The sequence below is a fragment of the Geomonas anaerohicana genome (genome assembly GCF_016458305.1).
GTDB lineage: Bacteria > Desulfobacterota > Desulfuromonadia > Geobacterales > Geobacteraceae > Geomonas > Geomonas anaerohicana.
In genome coordinates this window covers 105,812-124,672 of the sequence record NZ_JAEMHL010000006.1, presented here as the reverse complement: position 1 = coordinate 124,672, position 18,861 = coordinate 105,812, and the positions used below count along the sequence as shown (strand labels likewise).

Annotated in this window: 15 protein-coding genes; 1 reads left to right on the top strand and 14 read right to left on the bottom strand. The window is 65.5% G+C overall.

Annotation, left to right across the window (positions count from 1 at the left end):
- Positions 1-4: 4 nt before the first annotated feature.
- The 8 genes from JFN91_RS12835 to JFN91_RS12800 all read right to left on the bottom strand — a co-directional run bounded on the left by JFN91_RS12835 (position 5) and on the right by JFN91_RS12800 (position 11,237).
- Positions 5-4,126 (bottom strand): response regulator, encoded by a 4,122-nt coding sequence (locus JFN91_RS12835; RefSeq protein ID WP_199389592.1) that lies wholly within the window; start codon positions 4,124-4,126, stop codon positions 5-7.
- The gene (locus tag JFN91_RS12830; protein ID WP_199389591.1) at positions 4,123-5,256 is read right to left on the bottom strand and encodes an ABC transporter substrate-binding protein; all 1,134 of its coding nucleotides are present in this window, start codon (positions 5,254-5,256) and stop codon (positions 4,123-4,125) included. The genes JFN91_RS12835 and JFN91_RS12830 overlap by 4 nt, the downstream gene beginning before the upstream one ends.
- Positions 5,256-6,092 carry a CheR family methyltransferase gene (locus JFN91_RS12825; protein ID WP_199389590.1) on the bottom strand — a complete coding sequence of 279 codons (837 nt, stop codon included), beginning with the start codon at positions 6,090-6,092 and terminating at the stop codon, positions 5,256-5,258. Before JFN91_RS12825 ends, JFN91_RS12830 begins: the two co-directional genes overlap by 1 nt.
- Positions 6,093-6,419: 327 nt before the next feature.
- The gene (locus JFN91_RS12820) at positions 6,420-6,635 is read right to left on the bottom strand and encodes a DUF1653 domain-containing protein (RefSeq protein WP_199389589.1); all 216 of its coding nucleotides are present in this window, start codon (positions 6,633-6,635) and stop codon (positions 6,420-6,422) included.
- 19 nt (positions 6,636-6,654) lie between these two features.
- Positions 6,655-9,015, bottom strand: coding sequence for a trans-4-hydroxy-L-proline dehydratase (gene hypD / locus JFN91_RS12815; RefSeq protein ID WP_199389588.1), 2,361 nt, complete (start codon positions 9,013-9,015; stop codon positions 6,655-6,657).
- Positions 9,016-9,906, bottom strand: coding sequence for a glycyl-radical enzyme activating protein (locus JFN91_RS12810; RefSeq protein WP_199389587.1), 891 nt, complete (start codon positions 9,904-9,906; stop codon positions 9,016-9,018).
- A gap of 161 nt (positions 9,907-10,067) precedes the next feature.
- Positions 10,068-11,018, bottom strand: coding sequence for an aldo/keto reductase (locus tag JFN91_RS12805; protein WP_199389586.1), 951 nt, complete (start codon positions 11,016-11,018; stop codon positions 10,068-10,070).
- A gap of 15 nt (positions 11,019-11,033) precedes the next feature.
- Complete coding sequence (locus tag JFN91_RS12800) at positions 11,034-11,237, bottom strand: SlyX family protein (protein ID WP_199389585.1); 204 nt, start codon at positions 11,235-11,237, stop codon at positions 11,034-11,036.
- Positions 11,238-11,387: 150 nt separating this feature from the next.
- Here JFN91_RS12800 and JFN91_RS12795 point away from each other — a divergent pair, with 150 nt between their 5' ends.
- Positions 11,388-12,056 carry a hypothetical protein gene (locus tag JFN91_RS12795; protein WP_199389584.1) on the top strand — a complete coding sequence of 223 codons (669 nt, stop codon included), beginning with the start codon at positions 11,388-11,390 and terminating at the stop codon, positions 12,054-12,056.
- Between the two features lie 217 nt (positions 12,057-12,273).
- On the opposite strand, the gene JFN91_RS12790 is transcribed toward JFN91_RS12795, so the two are convergent.
- The 6 genes from JFN91_RS12790 to JFN91_RS12765 all read right to left on the bottom strand — a co-directional run bounded on the left by JFN91_RS12790 (position 12,274) and on the right by JFN91_RS12765 (position 18,666).
- Positions 12,274-13,035, bottom strand: a complete 762-nt coding sequence (locus JFN91_RS12790; RefSeq protein WP_199389583.1) for a TSUP family transporter — start codon at positions 13,033-13,035, stop codon at positions 12,274-12,276.
- Positions 13,036-15,240 carry a hypothetical protein gene (locus tag JFN91_RS12785; RefSeq protein ID WP_199389582.1) on the bottom strand — a complete coding sequence of 735 codons (2,205 nt, stop codon included), beginning with the start codon at positions 15,238-15,240 and terminating at the stop codon, positions 13,036-13,038.
- 96 nt (positions 15,241-15,336) lie between these two features.
- The gene (gmhB, locus tag JFN91_RS12780) at positions 15,337-15,921 is read right to left on the bottom strand and encodes a D-glycero-beta-D-manno-heptose 1,7-bisphosphate 7-phosphatase (RefSeq protein WP_199389581.1); all 585 of its coding nucleotides are present in this window, start codon (positions 15,919-15,921) and stop codon (positions 15,337-15,339) included.
- Between the two features lie 42 nt (positions 15,922-15,963).
- On the bottom strand, positions 15,964-16,533 hold the full coding sequence (gene gmhA, locus JFN91_RS12775) for a D-sedoheptulose 7-phosphate isomerase (protein ID WP_199389580.1): 570 nt from the start codon (positions 16,531-16,533) through the stop codon (positions 15,964-15,966).
- Positions 16,534-16,566: 33 nt separating this feature from the next.
- On the bottom strand, positions 16,567-17,580 hold the full coding sequence (locus JFN91_RS12770) for a glycosyltransferase family 2 protein (protein ID WP_199389579.1): 1,014 nt from the start codon (positions 17,578-17,580) through the stop codon (positions 16,567-16,569).
- A 42-nt stretch (positions 17,581-17,622) separates the two neighbouring features.
- Positions 17,623-18,666: a rod shape-determining protein gene (locus tag JFN91_RS12765; RefSeq protein WP_015720676.1), complete on the bottom strand. Its 1,044-nt coding sequence runs from the start codon at positions 18,664-18,666 to the stop codon at positions 17,623-17,625.
- Positions 18,667-18,861 lie beyond the last annotated feature (195 nt).

Genomic DNA, 18,861 nt, shown 5'->3' with positions numbered 1-18,861 from the left:
CGTTCTAAAGCGGGGTGTCCCCCGCAGGGGCGACGAAACTCGCCACCAGCTCCTGCAACTCCTCGGGCTGATAGGGCTTGGAAAGGTAGGCGGCGCATCCGGCCGCCAGCACCTTCTCCCGGTCACCGGCCATGGCGCTCGCCGTGAGCGCCACCACCGGAATGGCAGCGGTAGCCGGGTCTTCCTTGAGATGTTTCAGCACGGCGAAACCGTCCAGCACCGGCAGGTGCAGGTCCAGCAGGATCAGCGAAGGCGACCCGCGGCGCGCGGCGTCGAGACCCGCGGCCCCGTCGCACGCCTCGACGACGCGGTACTTCCCTGCCAGCGTCGCCTTCAGCGTGACCAGGTTGTCCGGGTTGTCCTCCACCACCAGCAGCGAACCGTCCCCTTGCCACGCGGGGGCATCATTTACCTGCGCGGCCGGGGCGCAGGCAGCGGCGCTCCCGGGGCGGAACACGCTCACGCTCCCCAGCATCTCGTAGACCCGTTGTAAAAGCTCCTGGAGCTCGACGTCTCCCTTTTGTACCAGCTGGTGCACCTTCAGCTCCCTGAGCCGGTCGTACTCGCCGGGAGAGAGCGTCTTGGCGGTCATCACCATCACCGGCACCCCGGCGGTGAGACTACTGGAGCGTACCGCCTCCAGCACCTGGAAGCCGTCCACCTCGGGCATCATCAGGTCGAGAACGATGCCGTCGGGGACGTGGGACTTCAGGTAGGAGAGCGCGTACCTGCCGCCGGAAACCGCGTCGACCCGGTAGCCCGCCGACTCCAGGGCGAAGCGCAGCTGCACCGTCGCGGCCTCGCTGTCCTCCACGATCAGGATCCTGGCCCCCCCGCTGTCGTCGCGCTGGGGCATGCGCATTCCCAGGCGCTCCAGGCTGCGCACCAGGTCGTCCAGGACCGCCTGGCGCTCCAGGCCGTTCTTGGAGATGATCGCGTTCACCCCGCTTGACAGGCGCTGCAACTCGGCCCGGGAGAGTTCCTTGGAGGTGATCACCACCACCGGGATGTCGGCGGTGCACGCGTTGGACCTGAGCCGGTCCAGCACCTCGGCGCCGTCCATGCCCGGCATGAGGAGGTCAAGGGTGATCAGGTCGGGATGGTCTGCCACGGCAAGGTCCAGCGCCTGCGGCCCGCTTTCCGCGAGGAGCACGTCGAGCCCCTTCTCCTTGAACAGCGAAGCCAGGAAGCAGCGGTCGTACTCGTTGTCGTCGACCACCATCACCAGGCGGCACCCCGCCCCCGTCAACCGGGCAAAGGCCTCCATGAGTTCTTCCTTGCCCACCGGCTTGCTGATCACCCCCACCGCACCCAGGGCGATGCCGGTGGCGCGGTCCTCGGAGAGGGAGATGATCATGACCGGTATATCGGCGGTTTCAGGATGTTCCTTGAGCTCCCGCATCACCTCCCACCCGTCCATCTCGGGCATCATGATGTCGAGGGTGATGGCGAAGGGGCGGTTGGCACGGGCCAGGCGCAGGGCGTCGCGGCCGTTCAGGGCGCTCAGGGTGCCGAACCCGGCCTGGCCGAGGTGGGTCGTGATCAGCGAGACCGCTTCGGGGTCGTCGTCCACGACCAGCACCGAGCGTCCCGGTACCTGAGCCGGGCGCCACTCCGGCTCCAGGGGCGCCGGCATGCCGGTGATCCCGGCTGGCGCGCCGGATCGCCTCTCCGCAGCGGCGGCAGCGCACTGCACCGGGAGGCGCAGGGTGAACACGGAGCCGCGCCCCAGTTCGCTGGCGACCTCGACGTCCCCACCGAGAAGCAGGGCACTCTTCTTGACGATGGCGAGACCGAGGCCGGTCCCCTCGTAGGAGCGCGAGGTGGAGCCGTCGGCCTGGCGGAACTCCAGGAAAATGCTCTCCAGGTACTGCGGCGCGATGCCGATGCCGGTGTCCTTCACCTCGAAGATGATTTCCGTCCCGCGCGCCTCCAGGCGTAGCGTGACCGACCCCTGCGCGGTGAATTTCACGGCGTTACCGACCAGGTTCTGCAGCATCTGGCGCAGCTTCTTCACATCGATGTGCATCTCGGGCAGTGTATCGGGCGCGACCAACGACAGGGCAATCCCCTTCTCCCGGGCCAGCACCGCGAGGCTGTCCACCACCTCGCCCGCTACCTTGGCCGGGTCCACCGTCTCCATGAACAGATCCTGGCGCCCGGACTCGATCTTGGCCAGGTCCAGGATGTCGTTGATCAGGGAGAGCAGGTGCTTGCCGTTTCTCTCGATGATGCCCAAGTAGCCGCGCTCCTCCTCGGAGAGGCGCTGGGCCGCCTGCACCGCCAGCACCCGGGACAGCGCCAGCACCGAGTTGAGCGGGGTACGCAGCTCGTGGCTCATGTTGGAGAGGAACTCGCTCTTCAGACGGGTCGCCTCCTCCAGAAGCTGCTTTTGTTGGTCCAGGACCTGGTTGCGGCGGGCCAGTTCGTCGGACTGCTGGGCGAGTTCCGTTGACTGCTGCACCAGTTCCTCGGACTGCTGCACCAGTTCGGCATTCTTCACCGCCAGCTCCGATGCGAGCCGGCGCACATCCTCGCCCGCCACCACCCTGGAGAAGGCGGAGCCCAGCGGCACCCGGACCATCTCCAGCGTGTCGTGCACCCAAAGCGGGAACGGGTGCTCGCAGCCAAGCGACACGAAGGCGCGCAGCTCGCCGTCGGCCTCCACCGGGACGGTGATCAGTTCGGCCGGCGCGATCTCGCCGAAGGGGGTGACGAAGCGCAGCCCCTCGCCGGTTGGGGCGGGCGCGAAGCGCGAGATCCTGCGCGAGGTGAGCAGTATGCCCAGTTCACCCTCGAGCTGCGTGCTGCTGTAACGGCGCATGCGGGCCGAGTCAGCCCCGATGGCGTGCATGGGCGTGAAGTGGTCCCCGTCGCCGTCCTGGACGAAAGCGGCCGCCATCCGGGCTCCGGTGACCTCCACAAAGACCGGCAGCAGTTTCCGGAAAAAATCATCCAGGCTCACCACGTCCACCAGGTGCTCGGAAAGCCGCGCCAGCCCCTTTTGCGCTGCCATCTTGAGTTGCAGCGTGTCGGCCATGGCATTGAAGGAGCCAGCCAGCGATACCTGCTCCAGGGTCCCTTCCGGTTCGATGCGGGCGTCGTAGTGACCGGCACCGAGCTCGGTGGCGGCTTCGGAGAGCTTGACCAGCGGCGCGCTGAGGCCACGGGCGAGCCTCAGGGCGAAAGCCCACACCAGAAGGGCAATGAGCCCAGCTATGCCGTAGGTCACGTAGAGCGTGCGCCGGATGGGCGCGAAGACCTCGGCGGAATCCTGCTTGCACACCAACCCCCACCCGGTGCGCGGGATGTGGGCATAGGCGGAAAGGACGTTGACGCCGCGGTAGTCGGTGGTCTGGGCGATGCCGCTTTGCCCCCCTGCCGCCATCATCGCGGGCTTGCCGGTCAGCTTCACCTTGAGCACCGCGTTGGGTATGCCGTGCAGTTCCACCAGCGGCCTCACGTTGCGGTCGACAAGCACCACCTCGCCGGTCCGCCCCATGCCGGTGTTGTTCTCCAGCGTGGTTGCGAGGAGCTTGCGCAGGTTGTAGCGCACCACGACGACGGCCCGGGCGCCCAGCGTTCCCGCACTTTTCACCGGTGCGGCGATGTCCAGGCTCGCGTTCAGTTCCCCCGCAAAAAGGTAGGGCTCGCCGATCACCGGCGCCGAGTCGTTGAGGGCGGTCGCGACCATCTCAGGGCGGGCGACGCGCCCCCCTACCCTCCCCTGGTCGGTGCTGAGCAGGACCCGACCATCTTCCGCCACGATGGAAACGTCGCCTACCGGATCGAACTCCTCCCGGTAGCCGCGCAGAAGCCCGAGGCTGTCGCTTGCGGCGCCGCCGGAGGTGGCCGCCGGCTGCGCCGCCAGGGCCTGCGCCGCGACCAGAACAGACCTTCCGGTACCGAGCGTGGCTACATCGCTGATCAGGTTGTCCAGCACCGAGTTGATCTGGTCCTGGCGCAGCGCCGTGACCGCGGAGAGCTTGTCCAGCATCAGCGCGCTGGCCAGTTGGACCCGCTGGGTGTAGATCGCCGTGGTAACCAGCGCCAGGGGGACCAGGCAGATGGTTGTGAACCAGAAAGCCAGACGCCCCTTCAGCGTCTGGAAGATACTCTTTTTCATTTAGCACCGTCCGATGGGTCAGAGTTGCGGTAGTCGAATCGTTGCAGGGCGAGCTTGTCCCCCTCGGCCATGACCTGCCGCATCATTTCAATGTCAAAAGAGTCCCGCACCTTGGCCCAAGGGGTGGACTCAGGGATCTTGCCGATCCGCTTCAGGAAAGTGAACTTCTTGTAGAGCAACCCCTCCTCGCTCATGAGCGCCGCCGGGATGCGCGGCGCGCCGGGAACGTTGAGCAGGTCGTTGCGGATTATGTTGGTCATGGCCCGTCGGTTGAGCTGGTAGGGCGCCCCCTGCAGCCTTGCCGCCGAGGCGGCGGTCCATCCGGCGGCCTGCTCCAGGTCCTTGGGGATGCGCATCCAGGCGCAGGCACGTCCTACGGCGGCGGCCAGTTCCCGCGCCTCTGCCGGCCGGGCGCGTACGAAGTCACGGCGCAGGCAGAGAAAGCCGTAACTCAGCCCCTTGTGCACCAGGTGGAACTCGGGGTGGGCCGCGAAGGCCAGGGTCGGCGTCGGTTCCCAGGCGCTGAAGGCGTCGATCTTCCCCTTTGCCAGCGCCTGGGGCATCTCGCTCACCTCCATCGGCACCAGGGTGATGTCCTTCTCGGTCAGCCCCTCGTTTTGCAGCGCGCTCAACAGGGTGAAATGTGCCGCCGAACCCACCCCGGTCGCGACGCGCTTCCCCTTCAGGTCACGCATCAGCATCGCCTTGCGGGAGATGATACTGGCAAAGCCCTCCTTCATGAGCGCCACGCAGACGAAGTCCCCCGTGGCGGCGGCGGTAAGCGCCGGCATGTCCGCGAATATCCCCCCTTGGAGTTTTCCGGAGGCGAGGAACTCGGCGATGTCCTTCCCCTTGAAGAACGGGTGCACGCGCAGGGAGCTGCCGGAGGCCGCCAGCCGCGAGGCAAGCGCGGCATCGCGGGAGATCAGCTCGGCGACAGCCCCTTCCGGCAGGGTCAGCGGTTGCGAACCCAGGTCGATCACCTCGTCGCCGCCGAAGTTGTAGCCCGCGTATCTGTCGGCGGCCGGTTTCACCTTGGCGCGGGCGCCTCCGCTCTCGTCGCGTGAACAGGCGCACAGGCAGAAAGAGATCAGTAAAACGGGCGCCAGAGATTTGATCAGGATACGCATCAGCACCTCCCTGCCTGCTGTTTGCGGTACAGGTTGCCGAATTCGTAGAGCCGCACCAGGTGCTGGTGATAGCGCTCGGGCACCGTTTCCGCTTTGCCCAGGAGCAGCACCCCACCGGGGTTCAGCGCGCGGAACAGGTTGTCGAACACCCTCAGGTACGCCTGCGGGTCCAGGTACATGAGAAAATTGCGGCAGCAGATGAGATCGAAACCGCCAAAGAGGGATTCCGGCGGCGCAAAGGTATGGGGATCGAGGAGGTCGTGGCGGCAGTAGCTGATCATGGACAACAGCTTGGGATCGATGCGGTAACCGTTGCCGTCGGCCTTGAAGTAGGTGTCCAGCTGCTTCAGGGTGACGCCGGCAAGGCTCCCCCGGCCATAGTAACCCGCCCGCCCTTCCTCGAGGGCATCCTCGGCCACGTCGGTGGCGAAGATCTGCACCGTGGGGCGCACATCCAGCAGCTGCACCGTCTCGTCGATGATGATCGCCAGCGAGCATGCTTCCTCGCCGGCGGCGCAGGCGGCGGACCAGGCGCGCAGGAATCCCCCCTGCGACGAGGCCGGGAGCAGGCTGGACATGATCTGCGTCCTGAGCAGTTCGAACTGGAGCGGATCCCTGAAGAAGCTGGAGAACCTGATGCGCAGCATGCGGGAAAGGTGGGCTGGCTCGCCCGGGTCGGTCTGCAGGAGGCGGTAGTACTGCTCGAGGCCGGGAAGACGGAGTTGCTTGATCCGTTCCGCGACCCGCTTTTCCGCAAGGGACTGGGAATACGATTGGAAATCTTCGCCGAAATAATCGGTCAGAACCCCCAGTATCTCGGCTACCGTCTCACCCAAGCAGGCCCCTCCGCAAGCGAATCAAAACTCAAACCCCTTATTGGACAAGTCGGCATTGTCTCAGAGAACTTGAGGCTCATAATAGGCAAACTCCAATTACACCTTTTCACTATGAAAAGTCAATTAGAATCAACTCTATAAAACGAAACTAAACCATGATTATTCGTAAACATTTATCTGCAGGACGGGCTATGTCAGTTGGGAAAGGCGCGTGGCGGGTCTGTGACTGTCGAGGAGAAGCAAAATCGAAATTGAAGGGGAAAGGAAACAAAGGTGAAAGGGGAACTAAAAGGGGACAGGCACCTGGCGGAGCCAGTCCCCTCCCGTTCAGTCGGCGGGACAAGGGGTGAACCGCAGTACCGGTTCCCCCTCCACCAGGACCGTCTCCAGGAACATCCCCTCGGGACGCACCCAGAGCCCCCCTTCCCCGTAGAGGGGACGGTACACCACCATGGCCTCGTCGGTCTCACTGTGCCTGGCCGTGCCGATGACCTCGTAGTAATTCCCTTTGTAGTGACGGTAACGTCCCGGTGCTACAGGCATGATGCCCTCCATTTGGTGCCTAGAACGAGGTGTGCTCGGTCCTGGTGATGATCTCGTCCTGCAACTCGGGCGAGAGGTCGCAGAAATAGTCGCTGTACCCGGCCACGCGCACGATGAGGTCGCGGTGCTCGGAGGGATTGGCCTGCGCCCGCTTCAGGGTCTCCACGTTGACCACGTTGAACTGAACGTGGTGCCCGTCCATCTTGAAGTAGCTCCGCACCAGGCTCGCCACGCCGTCCAGGCCGCCGGCGTCGGAGAGGAGGGTCGGGGAGAACTTCATGTTCAAGAGCGTGCCGCCGCTTCTGATGTGGTCCATCTTCCCTGCCGAGCGGATCACGGCGGTCGGGCCGCCGCGGTCCGCCCCCTGCACCGGGGAGATTCCCTCGGAGAGCGGCGTGCCGCGCCTGCGCCCGTCGGGGGTGGCGCCGGTGACGGAACCGAAGTAGACGTGGCAGGTGGTGGGAAGCATCTCGATGCGGTACACGCCGTCCTTGGTGTTGGGCCTGCCGTCCACCTCGTTGAAGAAGGCGTCGAAGACCATGCGCATCAGGTCATCGGCGTAGTCGTCGTCGTTGCCGTACTTGCGGGTCTTGTTCCACAGCCGCTGCCTGAGCGGCTCGTCGCCGGCGAAGTCGGCGTCCAGTTTGGCCACCAGTTCCGGCAGGGACAGGGTCTTGCGCTCGAAGACGTGGTCCTTGATGGCCGACAGCGCGTCGGTGATGCTTCCGATCCCTACCCCCTGGATGAAGCTGTTGTTGTAGCGGGCGCCACCGTCGTTGTAATCGACACCCCGGCTGATGCAGTCGTCGGTCAAGACGGACAGGAAGGGAGCCGGCATCTGCGCGGCGTAGATCATCTCGATCAGGCGGTTGCCGCGGATCTTGATGTCCAGGAAGTGGGCCAGCTGGGCGCGGAATGCCTCGAAGAGTTCCTCGAAGCTTTTGAAGCCGGCCGCGCTGCCGGTCTTCGGCCCCAGTTGCACCCCGGTCAGCGGGTCGACGCCGTCGTGCAGGGCGAGTTCCAGCATCTTCACCAGGTTGAAGTAGCCGGTCAGGATGTAGGCCTCCTTGCCGAAGGCACCCACCTCGACGCAGCCACTGCAGCCGCCGGCGCGGGCATCGACCAGGCTCTTCCCCTGGCGCAGCTGTTCCTCGACCACCGCGTCGGCGTTGAAGATGGAGGGGAAACCGTAGCCGCTGCGCACCACCTGCAGGGTGTGTTTTAAAAAGGCGTCCGGGGACTTGCGCGAGAGCTGCACGTTGCTGGAAGGCTGCAAGAGATGCATCTCGTCGATCACGTCCAGGAGCAGGTGCGAGACCTCGTTGGAGCCGTCTGAGCCGTCTGGCAGAAGCCCGCCCAGGTTGATGTTGGCGAAGTCGGTGTAGGTGCCGCTTTCCGCGGCGGTCACCCCGACCTTCGGCGGAGAGGGGTGGTTGTTGAACTTGACGAAGAAGCACTCCAAAAGTTCGCGCGCCTCCTCGCGGGTCAGGGTCCCCTTGCCAAGTTCCGCCTGGTAGAAGGGGAACAGGTGCTGGTCCAGGTGCCCCGGGCTGAAGGCGTCCCAGCCGTTCAGCTCTGTGATCACGGCCAGGTGGCAGAACCAGTACGACTGCAGCGCCTCCCAGAAATCGGAAGGGGCATGCGCCGGCACCCAGCGGCAGTTGGCGGCGATCTTCAGCAGTTCCTGCTTGCGCGCCGGATCGGCGCAGGCCGCGGCCATGCTCTCCGCGAGCTTGGCGTGGCGCTCGGCGAAGAGGATGACGGCGTCGCAGGAGATGTCCATGGCCACCAGCTGTTCCCGGCGGGCCCAGGCGTCGGCGTCGCTGGCGAAGTCGAGTGCATCGATGGCCTGGGCGATCTCCTTCTTGAAGTCGAGCAGCCCCTTGCGGTAGATCTTGTCGTCCAGCACCGTGTGTCCCGGGGCACGCTGCTCCATGAACTCGGTGAAGATGCCGTAGCGGTAGGCCTGGTGCCACTCATCGGGGAGCGCGGCGAAGATCTTGTCGCGCAGGCTGCGGCTTTCCCAGTACGGGATCACCGTCTCCCGGTACGCCTTGAGGCAGGCGTCGTCGACGCGGTAGGCGGTCAGCTCGCGTGAGTTGAGGATGCGCAGGTCTTCGACCGAGTGGCAGGTCAGCTCCGGGTAGGTCGACACCAGCTTCGGCGCCGGTCCCCTCTCACCGACCACCAGCTCGCCGTCGCCGATGTAGATAGTCTTTTTCTCGCAGAGGTAGAGGAAGGACTTGGCGCGCAGCACCGGGACCGACCAGCGTCCCTCGTTGTCGCGGTAGAACTCGGTGAGCAGCAGCGCCCGCTCGGCGGAAATGGCGGGCTCGGCGGCAAGGCTTTCCTGGCGCAGTCGTGTCGTTCTGGCGTTCATCTAGGCTCCCCCTCCTATCTGCGTATCCAATCCCCGGGCGGTAAAGAGCCGGGCGAAATCTTCCATGGTCTGCGGTGACGGCGTCCGTGCGGCCAGGGCCTCTGCCGGCGGCTCGGCGCCCAGGCGGGCCGGCTTGGCGGCCCAGCTGCCGTGGTAGGGGAGCAGCCAGACCTGGCGCACCCCGGCGGCTTGTGCCGCGTGGTCGGCCAGCGCCGCCATCTCCTCTTCCGTATCGTTGAAGCCCGGGACGACCGGGATCCTGATCCAGATGTTGCGGTGCACCCGTCCCAGTTGAGCCAGGTTGTCGAGGACGCGGGCGTTGCCGAGGCCGGTTCCCTTTTGGTGCAGCGCGTCGTCGGCGCACTTCAGGTCGAAGAGGAAGAGGTCCACCAGCGGGGCGATCTCGATGAGGGTTTCCGGTGGGCAGAGCGCGGCCGTGTCGACGGCGGTATGGATGTCGTGAGAGCGGCAGGCAGTGAGAAGCGCTTTCAGGAAGGCCGGTTGGCAGAGCGGTTCGCCCCCCGAGAAGGTGACCCCGCCCCCCGACTCCTCGAAGAACATGCGATCCTTGAGGATGTTCTGCAGCACCTGGTCCACGGTAGTTTCGGCCCCGAGCAGTTCGCGAGCCCCGGTGGGGCAGGCCTCCGCGCAGTCGCCGCAGGCCCGGCACGCCTCGCGTGGTTGCAGTCCATCGTGGCAGGCGAGCAGGCAGGCGTCGCACGAGATGCAGCGGTTTTGCGACCAGGCCGTTTGGGGCGTGGCGGTATGGCTTTCCGGGTTATGGCACCACCAGCACCGTGCCGGGCACCCTTTCAGGAAGACCGTAGTGCGTATGCCGGGTCCGTCGTGCAGCGAGTAGCGTTGCACGTTGAAGATGATACCCGTACTCATAGCCTTCTCTCCCCCTCAGCCCCTTACGCTCTGCCAGCTTTCACCAGCTTTCACCAGCTTTCACCAACTTCACACGCTCTCACCAACTCTTTCGGTGTCCACTGCGTCCACCGGGTCCACCAGGTCCACCGCGTCCACAAAAAGACCGACCGACCGACCGCCTACACCACCCTAATCATAAACTCCGGGCACGCCGCCCCGCAGTACCCGCACAGGATGCAGGTGTCGTCGTCCACCTTCGCCTTGCCGTCCACCATGGCCAGGGCGTTGTTGGTGCAGGCCGGCACGCAGGCGCCGCACCCCTTGCAGAAGGCCTCCATGATGGTCAGCTTGCGCCGCCTCCCCTCCAGGGTGTTCCACAGTGTCTCGTCGGCGCGCCCTTCCTGGAACAGCGCCAGGTTCCCGTCGATCTCCGCCTCCGACAGCATGCCCAGGGCGATGCCGTGCACCCCGGTGAGCCCCAGCACGAAGCGCAGGCTTTCCCGCGCCGTGGAGATGAGGTTTCCCCCGGCCAGCGCCTTCATGGCGTAGACGCCCTTCCCCGCCGCGGCGCAGGCCGCGATGGCGGCGGCCATCTCCTCCTGCGTGCCGTCGATGATCCCCATGCCGGTCCGGTTGATGAGGGGATGCACCACCTCGATCTCCGGATGCTGCACGGACTTCACCATGGCACTCACGAAGTGCGAGGAGAGCCCGACGTGGGCGATCTTCCCCTCCTCCTTCATGGCGAGCAGCGCCTCGATCACCTCCGGGCGCTCCACGAACGGATCGGCCACCCGGGCGCCGTGCAGGTGCACGATGTCCAGCCGCTCCAGGCCCAGTTCGGTAAGCGCCCGCTCCACGTGGCCGCGCGCCGCCTGCGCCGTGTTGGCGTGGGTCTTGGAGGCGATGAAGACCTCGCCGGTGAAGCCGGCCAGGGCGGCACGGATATGCGGGTAGGTCTGGTACAGTTCGGCGGTGTCCAGGAGGTTCACGCCGCGCTCCAGCGCGTAGCGGATCAGGCGCCCCCCCTCTTCAGGGGAGAGCGCGGCCTGCAGGGGGCCGAGCGGAAGGGTGCCGAAAACGAGGGGATTGATGCTGAGACCGGTACAGCCGAGGGCAACTTTCTTCATGTGATTCCTGTTCGGTTAGTAATGGGGCGGAGGCTCTTCTTCGGAGGGGAGCCTGTTTTCGGAAGCGCTCAGGCCGCGCAGGTGTTCCTTGATGATCTTCAATTCCTTGGTGAGCTGGTCGATGAGGGCCTGGTGCCCGGTGACCACCTCGTTCAACTGGTCGATGATGTGACCCTGGTGCATGATCAGCATCTCCATGTCAGTCAGACGCTGTTCCATAGTGAGCTCCTTGTATGCCGGTAGTGAAGCAGGCAAAAGTTTAACCTGATTCAGAGCGATAGCCAAGATAAAAAACTTCAAAAACCGGACGGATTCTGATAATTTCGCTGTCGCTTTGAGCACGAAAAGTGCGCGGCACAGGAGGAAGCGATGCAGGAAACACCGAAGTCGAGCAGCGAGCGTCATATCGAAGCCATCATGCAGCACCTGGAGCCGGGGAGCGACCGGTACGAGGTGTTGGACAAGGCGAAAAGGTTCAAGTCGTCGTGGGTCGAGCTGGGCGAGAAGCTGCTGGATGTCAGCAAGAGGGGTCGTTTTCGCGAGTGGGGTTACGGGACCTTTGAAGAGTACTGCGTGCAGGAGATACGCATCAAGCGCGGCACCGCCGAAAAGCTCACCATGGCCTACCGGTTCATGGAGAAGGAAGAGCCGCAGTTATTGGACCGCCGCGAGGAGTTGCGTCCCCTGCCCGACTTCAGGTCCATCGACCTGTTGCGTCAGGCCAAGGAAGAAAAGGGGTTTACCGCCGAAGAGTATGGCGATTTGAGAAAGCGAGTGGTCGAGGACGACAAGAGTCACCCCACCGTATTGAAGAAGTTCAAGGAAGTAGCCGCGCTGCGTGAAGAGCCCAACCCGTTGGTGCCCTTGAAAGCCGCCGTATCGGCCGCGAAGCGGTTGGACAACGCGTTGCGTCTTTTGGAAAGTGTGCCGCAGGCCTATGTGCAGCAGGTAGCCGAGCTATTGGGTCACCTGGAGCAGGAGTTGAACGCCCACGACCTGGGTGCCGAAACCGAAGCCGGCAACCTGCGCGAGCTATAGCCGCGCAGGAGCCGCCCCACGCTTTAGTCCACCGGTTTTCTGAGTCCCCCGTCCACTTTTGTCCATCGTGTCCACCGGGTCCATGTCGTCCACCTGCGGTTGCCACCACCGGTCCCTGTGGCGGCTCTACCGCCCCCGTCCACCCGCAGTTGCCACCACCGGTCCCTGTGGCGGCTGCGCCGCCCCCGTCCACCAGTAGCCCCCGGCTGCGCCGGTGCTACCGGTAGCTGTCCCAAAACAGCTTCGCCGTCACCGCCAGCACCGAGCAGATGAACACCGGTCTCACGAACCGGGTCCCCTTGTGGATCACCAGCCTCGCCCCCATGCGTGCGCCGACCGCCTGCCCCGCCCCCATCAGCAGTCCCGCCCAGATCAGCACGTGGCCGCCCGCCACGAACACCACCAGCGACACGATGTTGCTCACGAAGTTGAACAGCTTGGTGTACCCGGTCCCCTTGCGCATGTCGAAGCCGAGCCCGAGCATGATGGCGATCACCCAGAAGGAACCGGTCCCCGGTCCCAGGAAGCCGTCGTAGAAGCCGAGCCCCAGCCCGGCTATGGTGTAGAAGAGCCGGCGCGGCAGGCGCGGGTGCACCTCTTCTGCGCCCAGCTTGGGCGTGAAGATGGTGTAGCAGAGGATGCCGAGCAGCAGGAACGGGATGCACTTCTTCAGAAAACCCGGGTCGATCTGCTGCACCGTGTAGGAGCCGAGGATGGCGCCGATGGTGGTCCAGATGACGCCGGGGAGCGCGTCGCGCAGGTTGACCGTGCCCGCCTTGACGAAGTGCGCCATGGCGGAGCAGGAGCCGAAACTTGCCTGCAGCTTGTTGGTGCCCAGCGCCGCCTGCGGCGGCAGGCCGATGCCGAGCAGCACCGGGATGGTAATGAGGCCGCCACCGCCTGCGATGGCGTCGATACAACCGGCGACCGCGCCGGTAAGGAACAATACGGGAAAAAGAACCGGTGAAACTTCCATCATCTAACTGCCACTCCCCTGCCTGCTGTTTTCGTTGCGTTTGCGGTATGCCGTGTAACTCTGCCGTGCTATCGATACTGCCAATGGAATCTCTTTCAATGCGATGCTTTCATCAGCTACTGCCTGCGCCACGTGGTACATCCGTTGCCAGGGGATGGGCGCCTCCCCCGCTGCCGCCTTCAGCCAGAGCGTTTGCAGCACCAGCCGCTCCAACAGGACCGGTCGCTGCTGCTCCAGCACCTGGTCGCACAGCCGCTCCAGCACCGTGGCCGCCTTGACCGGCTTGCCCGCGCCACGGGCCGCCTCGATGACCCGATCCACCGCGCTCCCCTCCACCCGCCAGTTCCCGAACAGGGCGCGGTAGCGGTGCCACTGTCCCGACTCCTCCAGGGCGAGCAGCTCCTCGCTGGCCGGGGACCGGCTCCGCAGCTGCCTGTCCCCCTCAGCCTTGCTGCCCCCTTTAACCTCTTCGGCCAGTTGCTGCAGCATGTCCGCAGGGTCCAACTGGATCCCCTTCCAGTGGTCCCTCCCCAAAAGCTCCGCCGCCCGCACCAGCCAATGTCCCGGCACCCGCCCCGCCTCGGTGCCGGCGGCAAGCGCCATGCCCAGGCGCAGGTCGAGGTACTCCCCCGTTGACGCAAGGCAGCAGCGCCGGCTGCGGGCACCCCTGACGAAATCCTCCCGGTCCCTGCGCGTCTCCAGGCGCACCACGGAACAGTCGGTGATGCCGCCCCCTTCCTGCAGGGTCAGCGTGCAGCCGGCATAGGCAGCCTGGTCGGCGACGATGACGTGAAAAACCTGGGACCCGGAGCCGTCCAGGCAGCTCGCGTAGACGGTCTCCTCGCCCGGCGCCTCCAGGTGGGCGCACGGCACTCGCGCCCGGCGCGCGTTGTTGATGGTCTGGTCCACGATGCCCCGGGTCGGCTCGGCAAACCAGTTGCGCGCCATGATCAGGCGCCTGAGCGTTGAGGGAGTCACCGTCGCCCCCGCCACCGCGACCAGCATCCGGGCCACCTCGCGGGAAAGCTCCGGTTCCGGATTGAAGACGAGCAGCGCGGCGATCTCGCGCAGAAAGGGTGCATCGGCGGTCAGAAGTTCCCAGGTCAGCCCCGGCCTCAGCTCCGGGTCGTTCACCGAGAACAGCTCCAGGATCTCCTGGGCACCGGCAAAGGGACAGGCAATCCCCGCCGAGGCGAAATGCCGCAGTATGCCGGAGACGAACTCCTCGCTGGAGCCAGCGCGGGGGTCGAGTTGCCCCTGCGCCTCGCCCTCGCCCTCCCCAGCCCGGCAGATGGCCTGCAGCTCGGGGATCAGGTTCAGGCGGCTGTTGAGCAGGATATCGGTCACCGAGAGGCGCAGCTCCATGCTGCTTCGCTCACGGTATATCCGCAGCGCCAGCGCGCTTTGCAGCCGCTGCAGCTGCTGCCGCGCCCCCGGGCGCCCCCCCTCCGCTTCCACCTGGTAAAACTCAAGGGCCAGGGAGAGGATCCTCAGCGCCGCGGAGACCCGGTCGTGGTCCGCCGCCGCGTCGCGCCCCAGGGCCGCCAGCAGGGTCGCCAGTTCCTCAACCGCCAGGGGATCGGCCAACAGGTGGCGGTGCAGTTCGTCCTGCAGGCTGAGCAGGATGGAGATGGACGCGCTCACCCCGGCCCGGGCAAACAGCTCCACCAGGCGCATGGTCCCCGACGGTCCGCCCTGCGTGGTGCAGGTGGGCTGGGGGCAGCCGGGGGTGAAACCGTGCCGGACCGACTCGGTCAGCATGGTCTCCAGGTCGGGTGCCGGCATGGCGCGGTAGAAGAGGTCTCCGGGCAGGGGGAACGGAGTGCCGCGGTAGGGCATGCCGTCGATCAGTTCCCGCACCTCGCCGTAGCGCTGCTTCATGCGCGCCACCCACTCCGGACGCGCATTCAGGGTGTGCACGCAGAAGTCGAGCAGTTCGTCGGCGTAGGGGACCTGGTAGCTGGAGCCGTCCAGGTAGGGGCCGGTGAAGGGGCCGTCGCAGTCGAAGCCCAGGCAGATCATCGCCTTCTGGCGCTGCTTCTGGTCCAGCACCAAGAGGGCGACGCGGCGGCAGTCGCAGCCGGGGCTGGTGCAGTAGCACTCGACGAAGGCGTAGCTCCCCTTCGGGATCCGTCCGCTCTGCGCCAGCAGTTCCAGGGTCATGATCGACTCGGCTGCATTCGGAAAGATCTGGTGGTACGGCTTCATGCCCACTCCATCGAAAAAGGCCGCTCCGGACGGTTTTCAAAACCGGTCCGGTAGCGGCCGCTAAAAGGAGGCGGTCGTCACTGCTGCGCTGCCGGTTCAGCGTTTCTTGCGCTTCCCCTTCCCTTCGGCGACCAGGATCGCCTCGACCGCCGCCTGCAGGTCCTCGTAGGCCCGCACCCCCTTGGGGAGACGCGCCGAATCGGTGGCGCCGTAGCCGGTCCGGACCATGAGCGCGCGGCAGCCGGCGTTGAGTCCCGCCTCGATGTCGGCCAGCTTGTCGCCGATCATGTAGGAGCGGGCCAGGTCGATGTCGAAATCGCGGGCCGCCTGCACCAGCATGCCGGGCGAGGGTTTGCGGCAGGAGCACTCCACCCGGTAGTCGCCGACGCCGTGCTCGGGGTGGTGCGGGCAGAAGTAACAGGCGTCGATGGTGATGCCGAAGTCGCCCAGTTCCTCGTGCATGCGGTCGTGGATCGCCGCCAGCGCCGCCTCGTCGTACAGGCCGCGCCCGATGCCGGACTGGTTGGTCACCACGATCAGGAGAAAACCGGCGTCCTTGAGCCGCTGCAGGGCGTAGGGGACCCCGGGGATGAGGCGGAACTCTTCCACCCTGCTCAGGTACTGCACCTCTTGATTGATGGTCCCGTCCCGGTCGAGAAAAACCGCCCGCCGCTGCTCCATGGTGCCCCTGGCCTTTCCCGCTGCCTTAATCCCGCCGCGCCGTCATGAAAAAAGTTTCCGTTCCACCAGGTCGCACAGGATGTGGATCATGGTGATGTGCCCCTCCTGGATCCTGGGGGTGTCGTTACTGGGGACCACCAGGGAGAGCTCGGCCACGTCCTTGATGCTCCCGCCATCCTTGCCCAGGAGGGCCACGGTGCGACACCCCAGGCCCTTGCCGGTCTCCAGGGCCAGCTGCACGTTGGGCGAGTTGCCGCTGGTCGAGATCCCCACCAGCACGTCTCCCGGGCCGGCATGCGCCTCCACCTGGCGGGAGAAGATGCGTTCGAAGCCGTAGTCGTTGCCCACGGCGGTGAGGATCGAGGTGTCGGTGGAGAGGGCGATGGCCGGCAGCGCGCGCCGCTCCAGCTTGAAGCGCCCGACTATCTCGGCGGCGAAGTGCTGCGCGTCGGCAGCCGAACCGCCGTTGCCGAACACGAGGAGCTTCCTCCCCTCGGCCAGCGCCCGGGCCAAAAGCGAAACGGCGCTCTCCAGGGACGGACAGAGGTCCCTTTCGAGCGCCGCAATGACTTGGGCGTGGGCCTGGAGCTGGGCCTTGATCTCTTCTTTCATCAACCCTCCGCGCCGCGGCTCCCCGCGGCGATGCTAGTGAACCCGGCCCCTGATCCGCTCGGTGAGCTCGGAGAACGAGAGGTAGCGCTCGCTCCAGGGGAACGGCATGCCGTCCACCGCGGTCACCGGCATGGTGCCGGGGCGTTCGCCGATCAGCTTCTCGTAGAGGCGGCGCTTCATGCCGTCCCAGGACAGCCGTGGCAGCGGCACCAGTTTCACGTTCTCGTGCAGGCAGCAAAGCCCGGACTGCCGGGCCGCCTGGCTCAGCGCGTGGGGGAGCAGCACGGTGTAGCTGTCGCCGTGGCGCGCCCCCTGCACCAGCAGGTCGAGCTTCTGGCGCAAAAGCTCCACTTCGACCCCCTTGGGCACGTGCAAGAGGAAACTCCCCCCCTCGCCCCAACGGTCGCGGAACGCGGTCATGCTGCGCTGCAGGGTCTCCTGGCGCCTGAGTTCCGACCCCAGCGGCACCTCCTCCTGGTGGTGCACCGCGGGACCCGGCACCTGGACGGTGAAGTACCCCTTGGCGCAGGCGCGCCGGGTGAAGTCTTTGAGGCACCAGGCGCCGCCGTCCAGGTGCTCGTCCAGCCCACCGATCTCGCGGTAGAGCTCGCGGCGGATCACCATGGCGGCGAAGGAGCCGCTCTCCACCTCGCAGGGGCCCTCGCACGGGTCGCCCGGATCGAGGCAGGGAAGCAGGATACCCGCCTCGGGATGCTGCTCGGCAAATTGCAGCAGCGGATCGAGCCAGCGGGCGGTTACTATGCTGGTGTTGCGCACCAGGGCCAGGAAAGGGGCCTTTGAGCTGTCGAAACCGCGGTTCACGGCACGCACGAACCCGATGTTGCTGTCGTCGCGCATCAACAGGGCGCGCTCTTCCAGCCCGTCCGCGAACTCCTGCAACATCCTCTCGGTGTCGCGCTCGGAGCCGCAATCAACGATGATGAGCCGGGCGTTCGGGGTGTGGTTGATCAGGTTGACCAGGCAGTTTCGAGTCTCGTCGGGCCGGTTCCATACGGGTATGATGACGTCTATGATAGCGTCGGTCATGGGCATCCCTCGGGCAGAAACGGCAAATGGGAGAACGGGAAACTAGGAGCTGACCGCTACGTTGCGCAACAGCGCGAGTTCGTCGAGCACCTTGCCGGACCCGAGCACGACGCAGGAGAGCGGGTCTTCCGCGGTCACCACGGGAAGCCCGGTCTCCTCGCGCAGCAGCACGTCGAGGTTTCGGAGCAGCGCGCCGCCGCCGGCCAGCACGATACCCTTGTCCACCAGGTCGGCCGCCAGTTCGGGCGGGGTACGCTCCAGGCAGTTGCGCACCGCGTCCACGATGGCGGTAACCGGCTCGGAGAGCGCCTCGCGGATCTCGTTGGAATCGATCTCGGTGGTCTTGGGGATCCCGGAGACCAGGTCGCGCCCCTTGACCTCCATGTGCAGCAACTGGGTGCCCGGGTATGCCTCGCCGATCTCGATCTTGATCAGCTCCGCCATGCGGTCGCCGATGAGCAGGTTGTACTTGCGCTTGATGTACTGAACGATCGCCTCGTCCATCTTGTCGCCACCCACGCGGACGCTCTTGGTGTAGACGATGCCGGCCAGGGAGATCACGGCCACCTCGGTGGTGCCGCCGCCGATATCGACGATCATGTTGCCCGAGGCCTCGGTGATGGGAAGCCCGGCGCCGATAGCGGCCGCCATCGGCTCCTCGATCAGGTACACCTCGCGGGCGCCGGCGGACTCGGCACTCTCCTTGACGGCGCGCTTCTCCACCTGGGTGATCCCGGAGGGGACGCAGATGACGATCCTGGGACGGACCAGGGTCTTTCTGTTATGGACCTTGTGAATGAAGTAGCGCAGCATCTCTTCGGTGATGTCGAAGTCGGCGATGACCCCGTCCTTCATGGGCCGGATGGCCGTGATGGTGCCGGGGGTGCGACCGAGCATCTTCTTTGCCTCCATCCCTACGGCAAGCACCTTCTGCTGGCCGTTTGGCATCTTCTGGACCGCCACCACGGAAGGCTCGCGCACCACGATCCCCTTGCCCTTGAGGTAGACGAGGGTATTGGCCGTGCCGAGGTCGATGGCGAGGTCGTTAGAAAACATGCCGAAAAGGGCATCGAAAATCTTGAGCATGCAAGAACTCCTTTGAATTTACGCGATAACCGGGCCCGTGCCCGGCTCAAAGGTGGAAATATAGCAAATGGGACAGGCGCTTGCAACAAAGAAAACCCGTGTCATGGCACACGCCTGGCACGGGCCGGCCGGTATACTGCTTCATTCTACCGTTGCTTTTGCGATTAAAGTATATTATCATTCGCCACTCTTGAT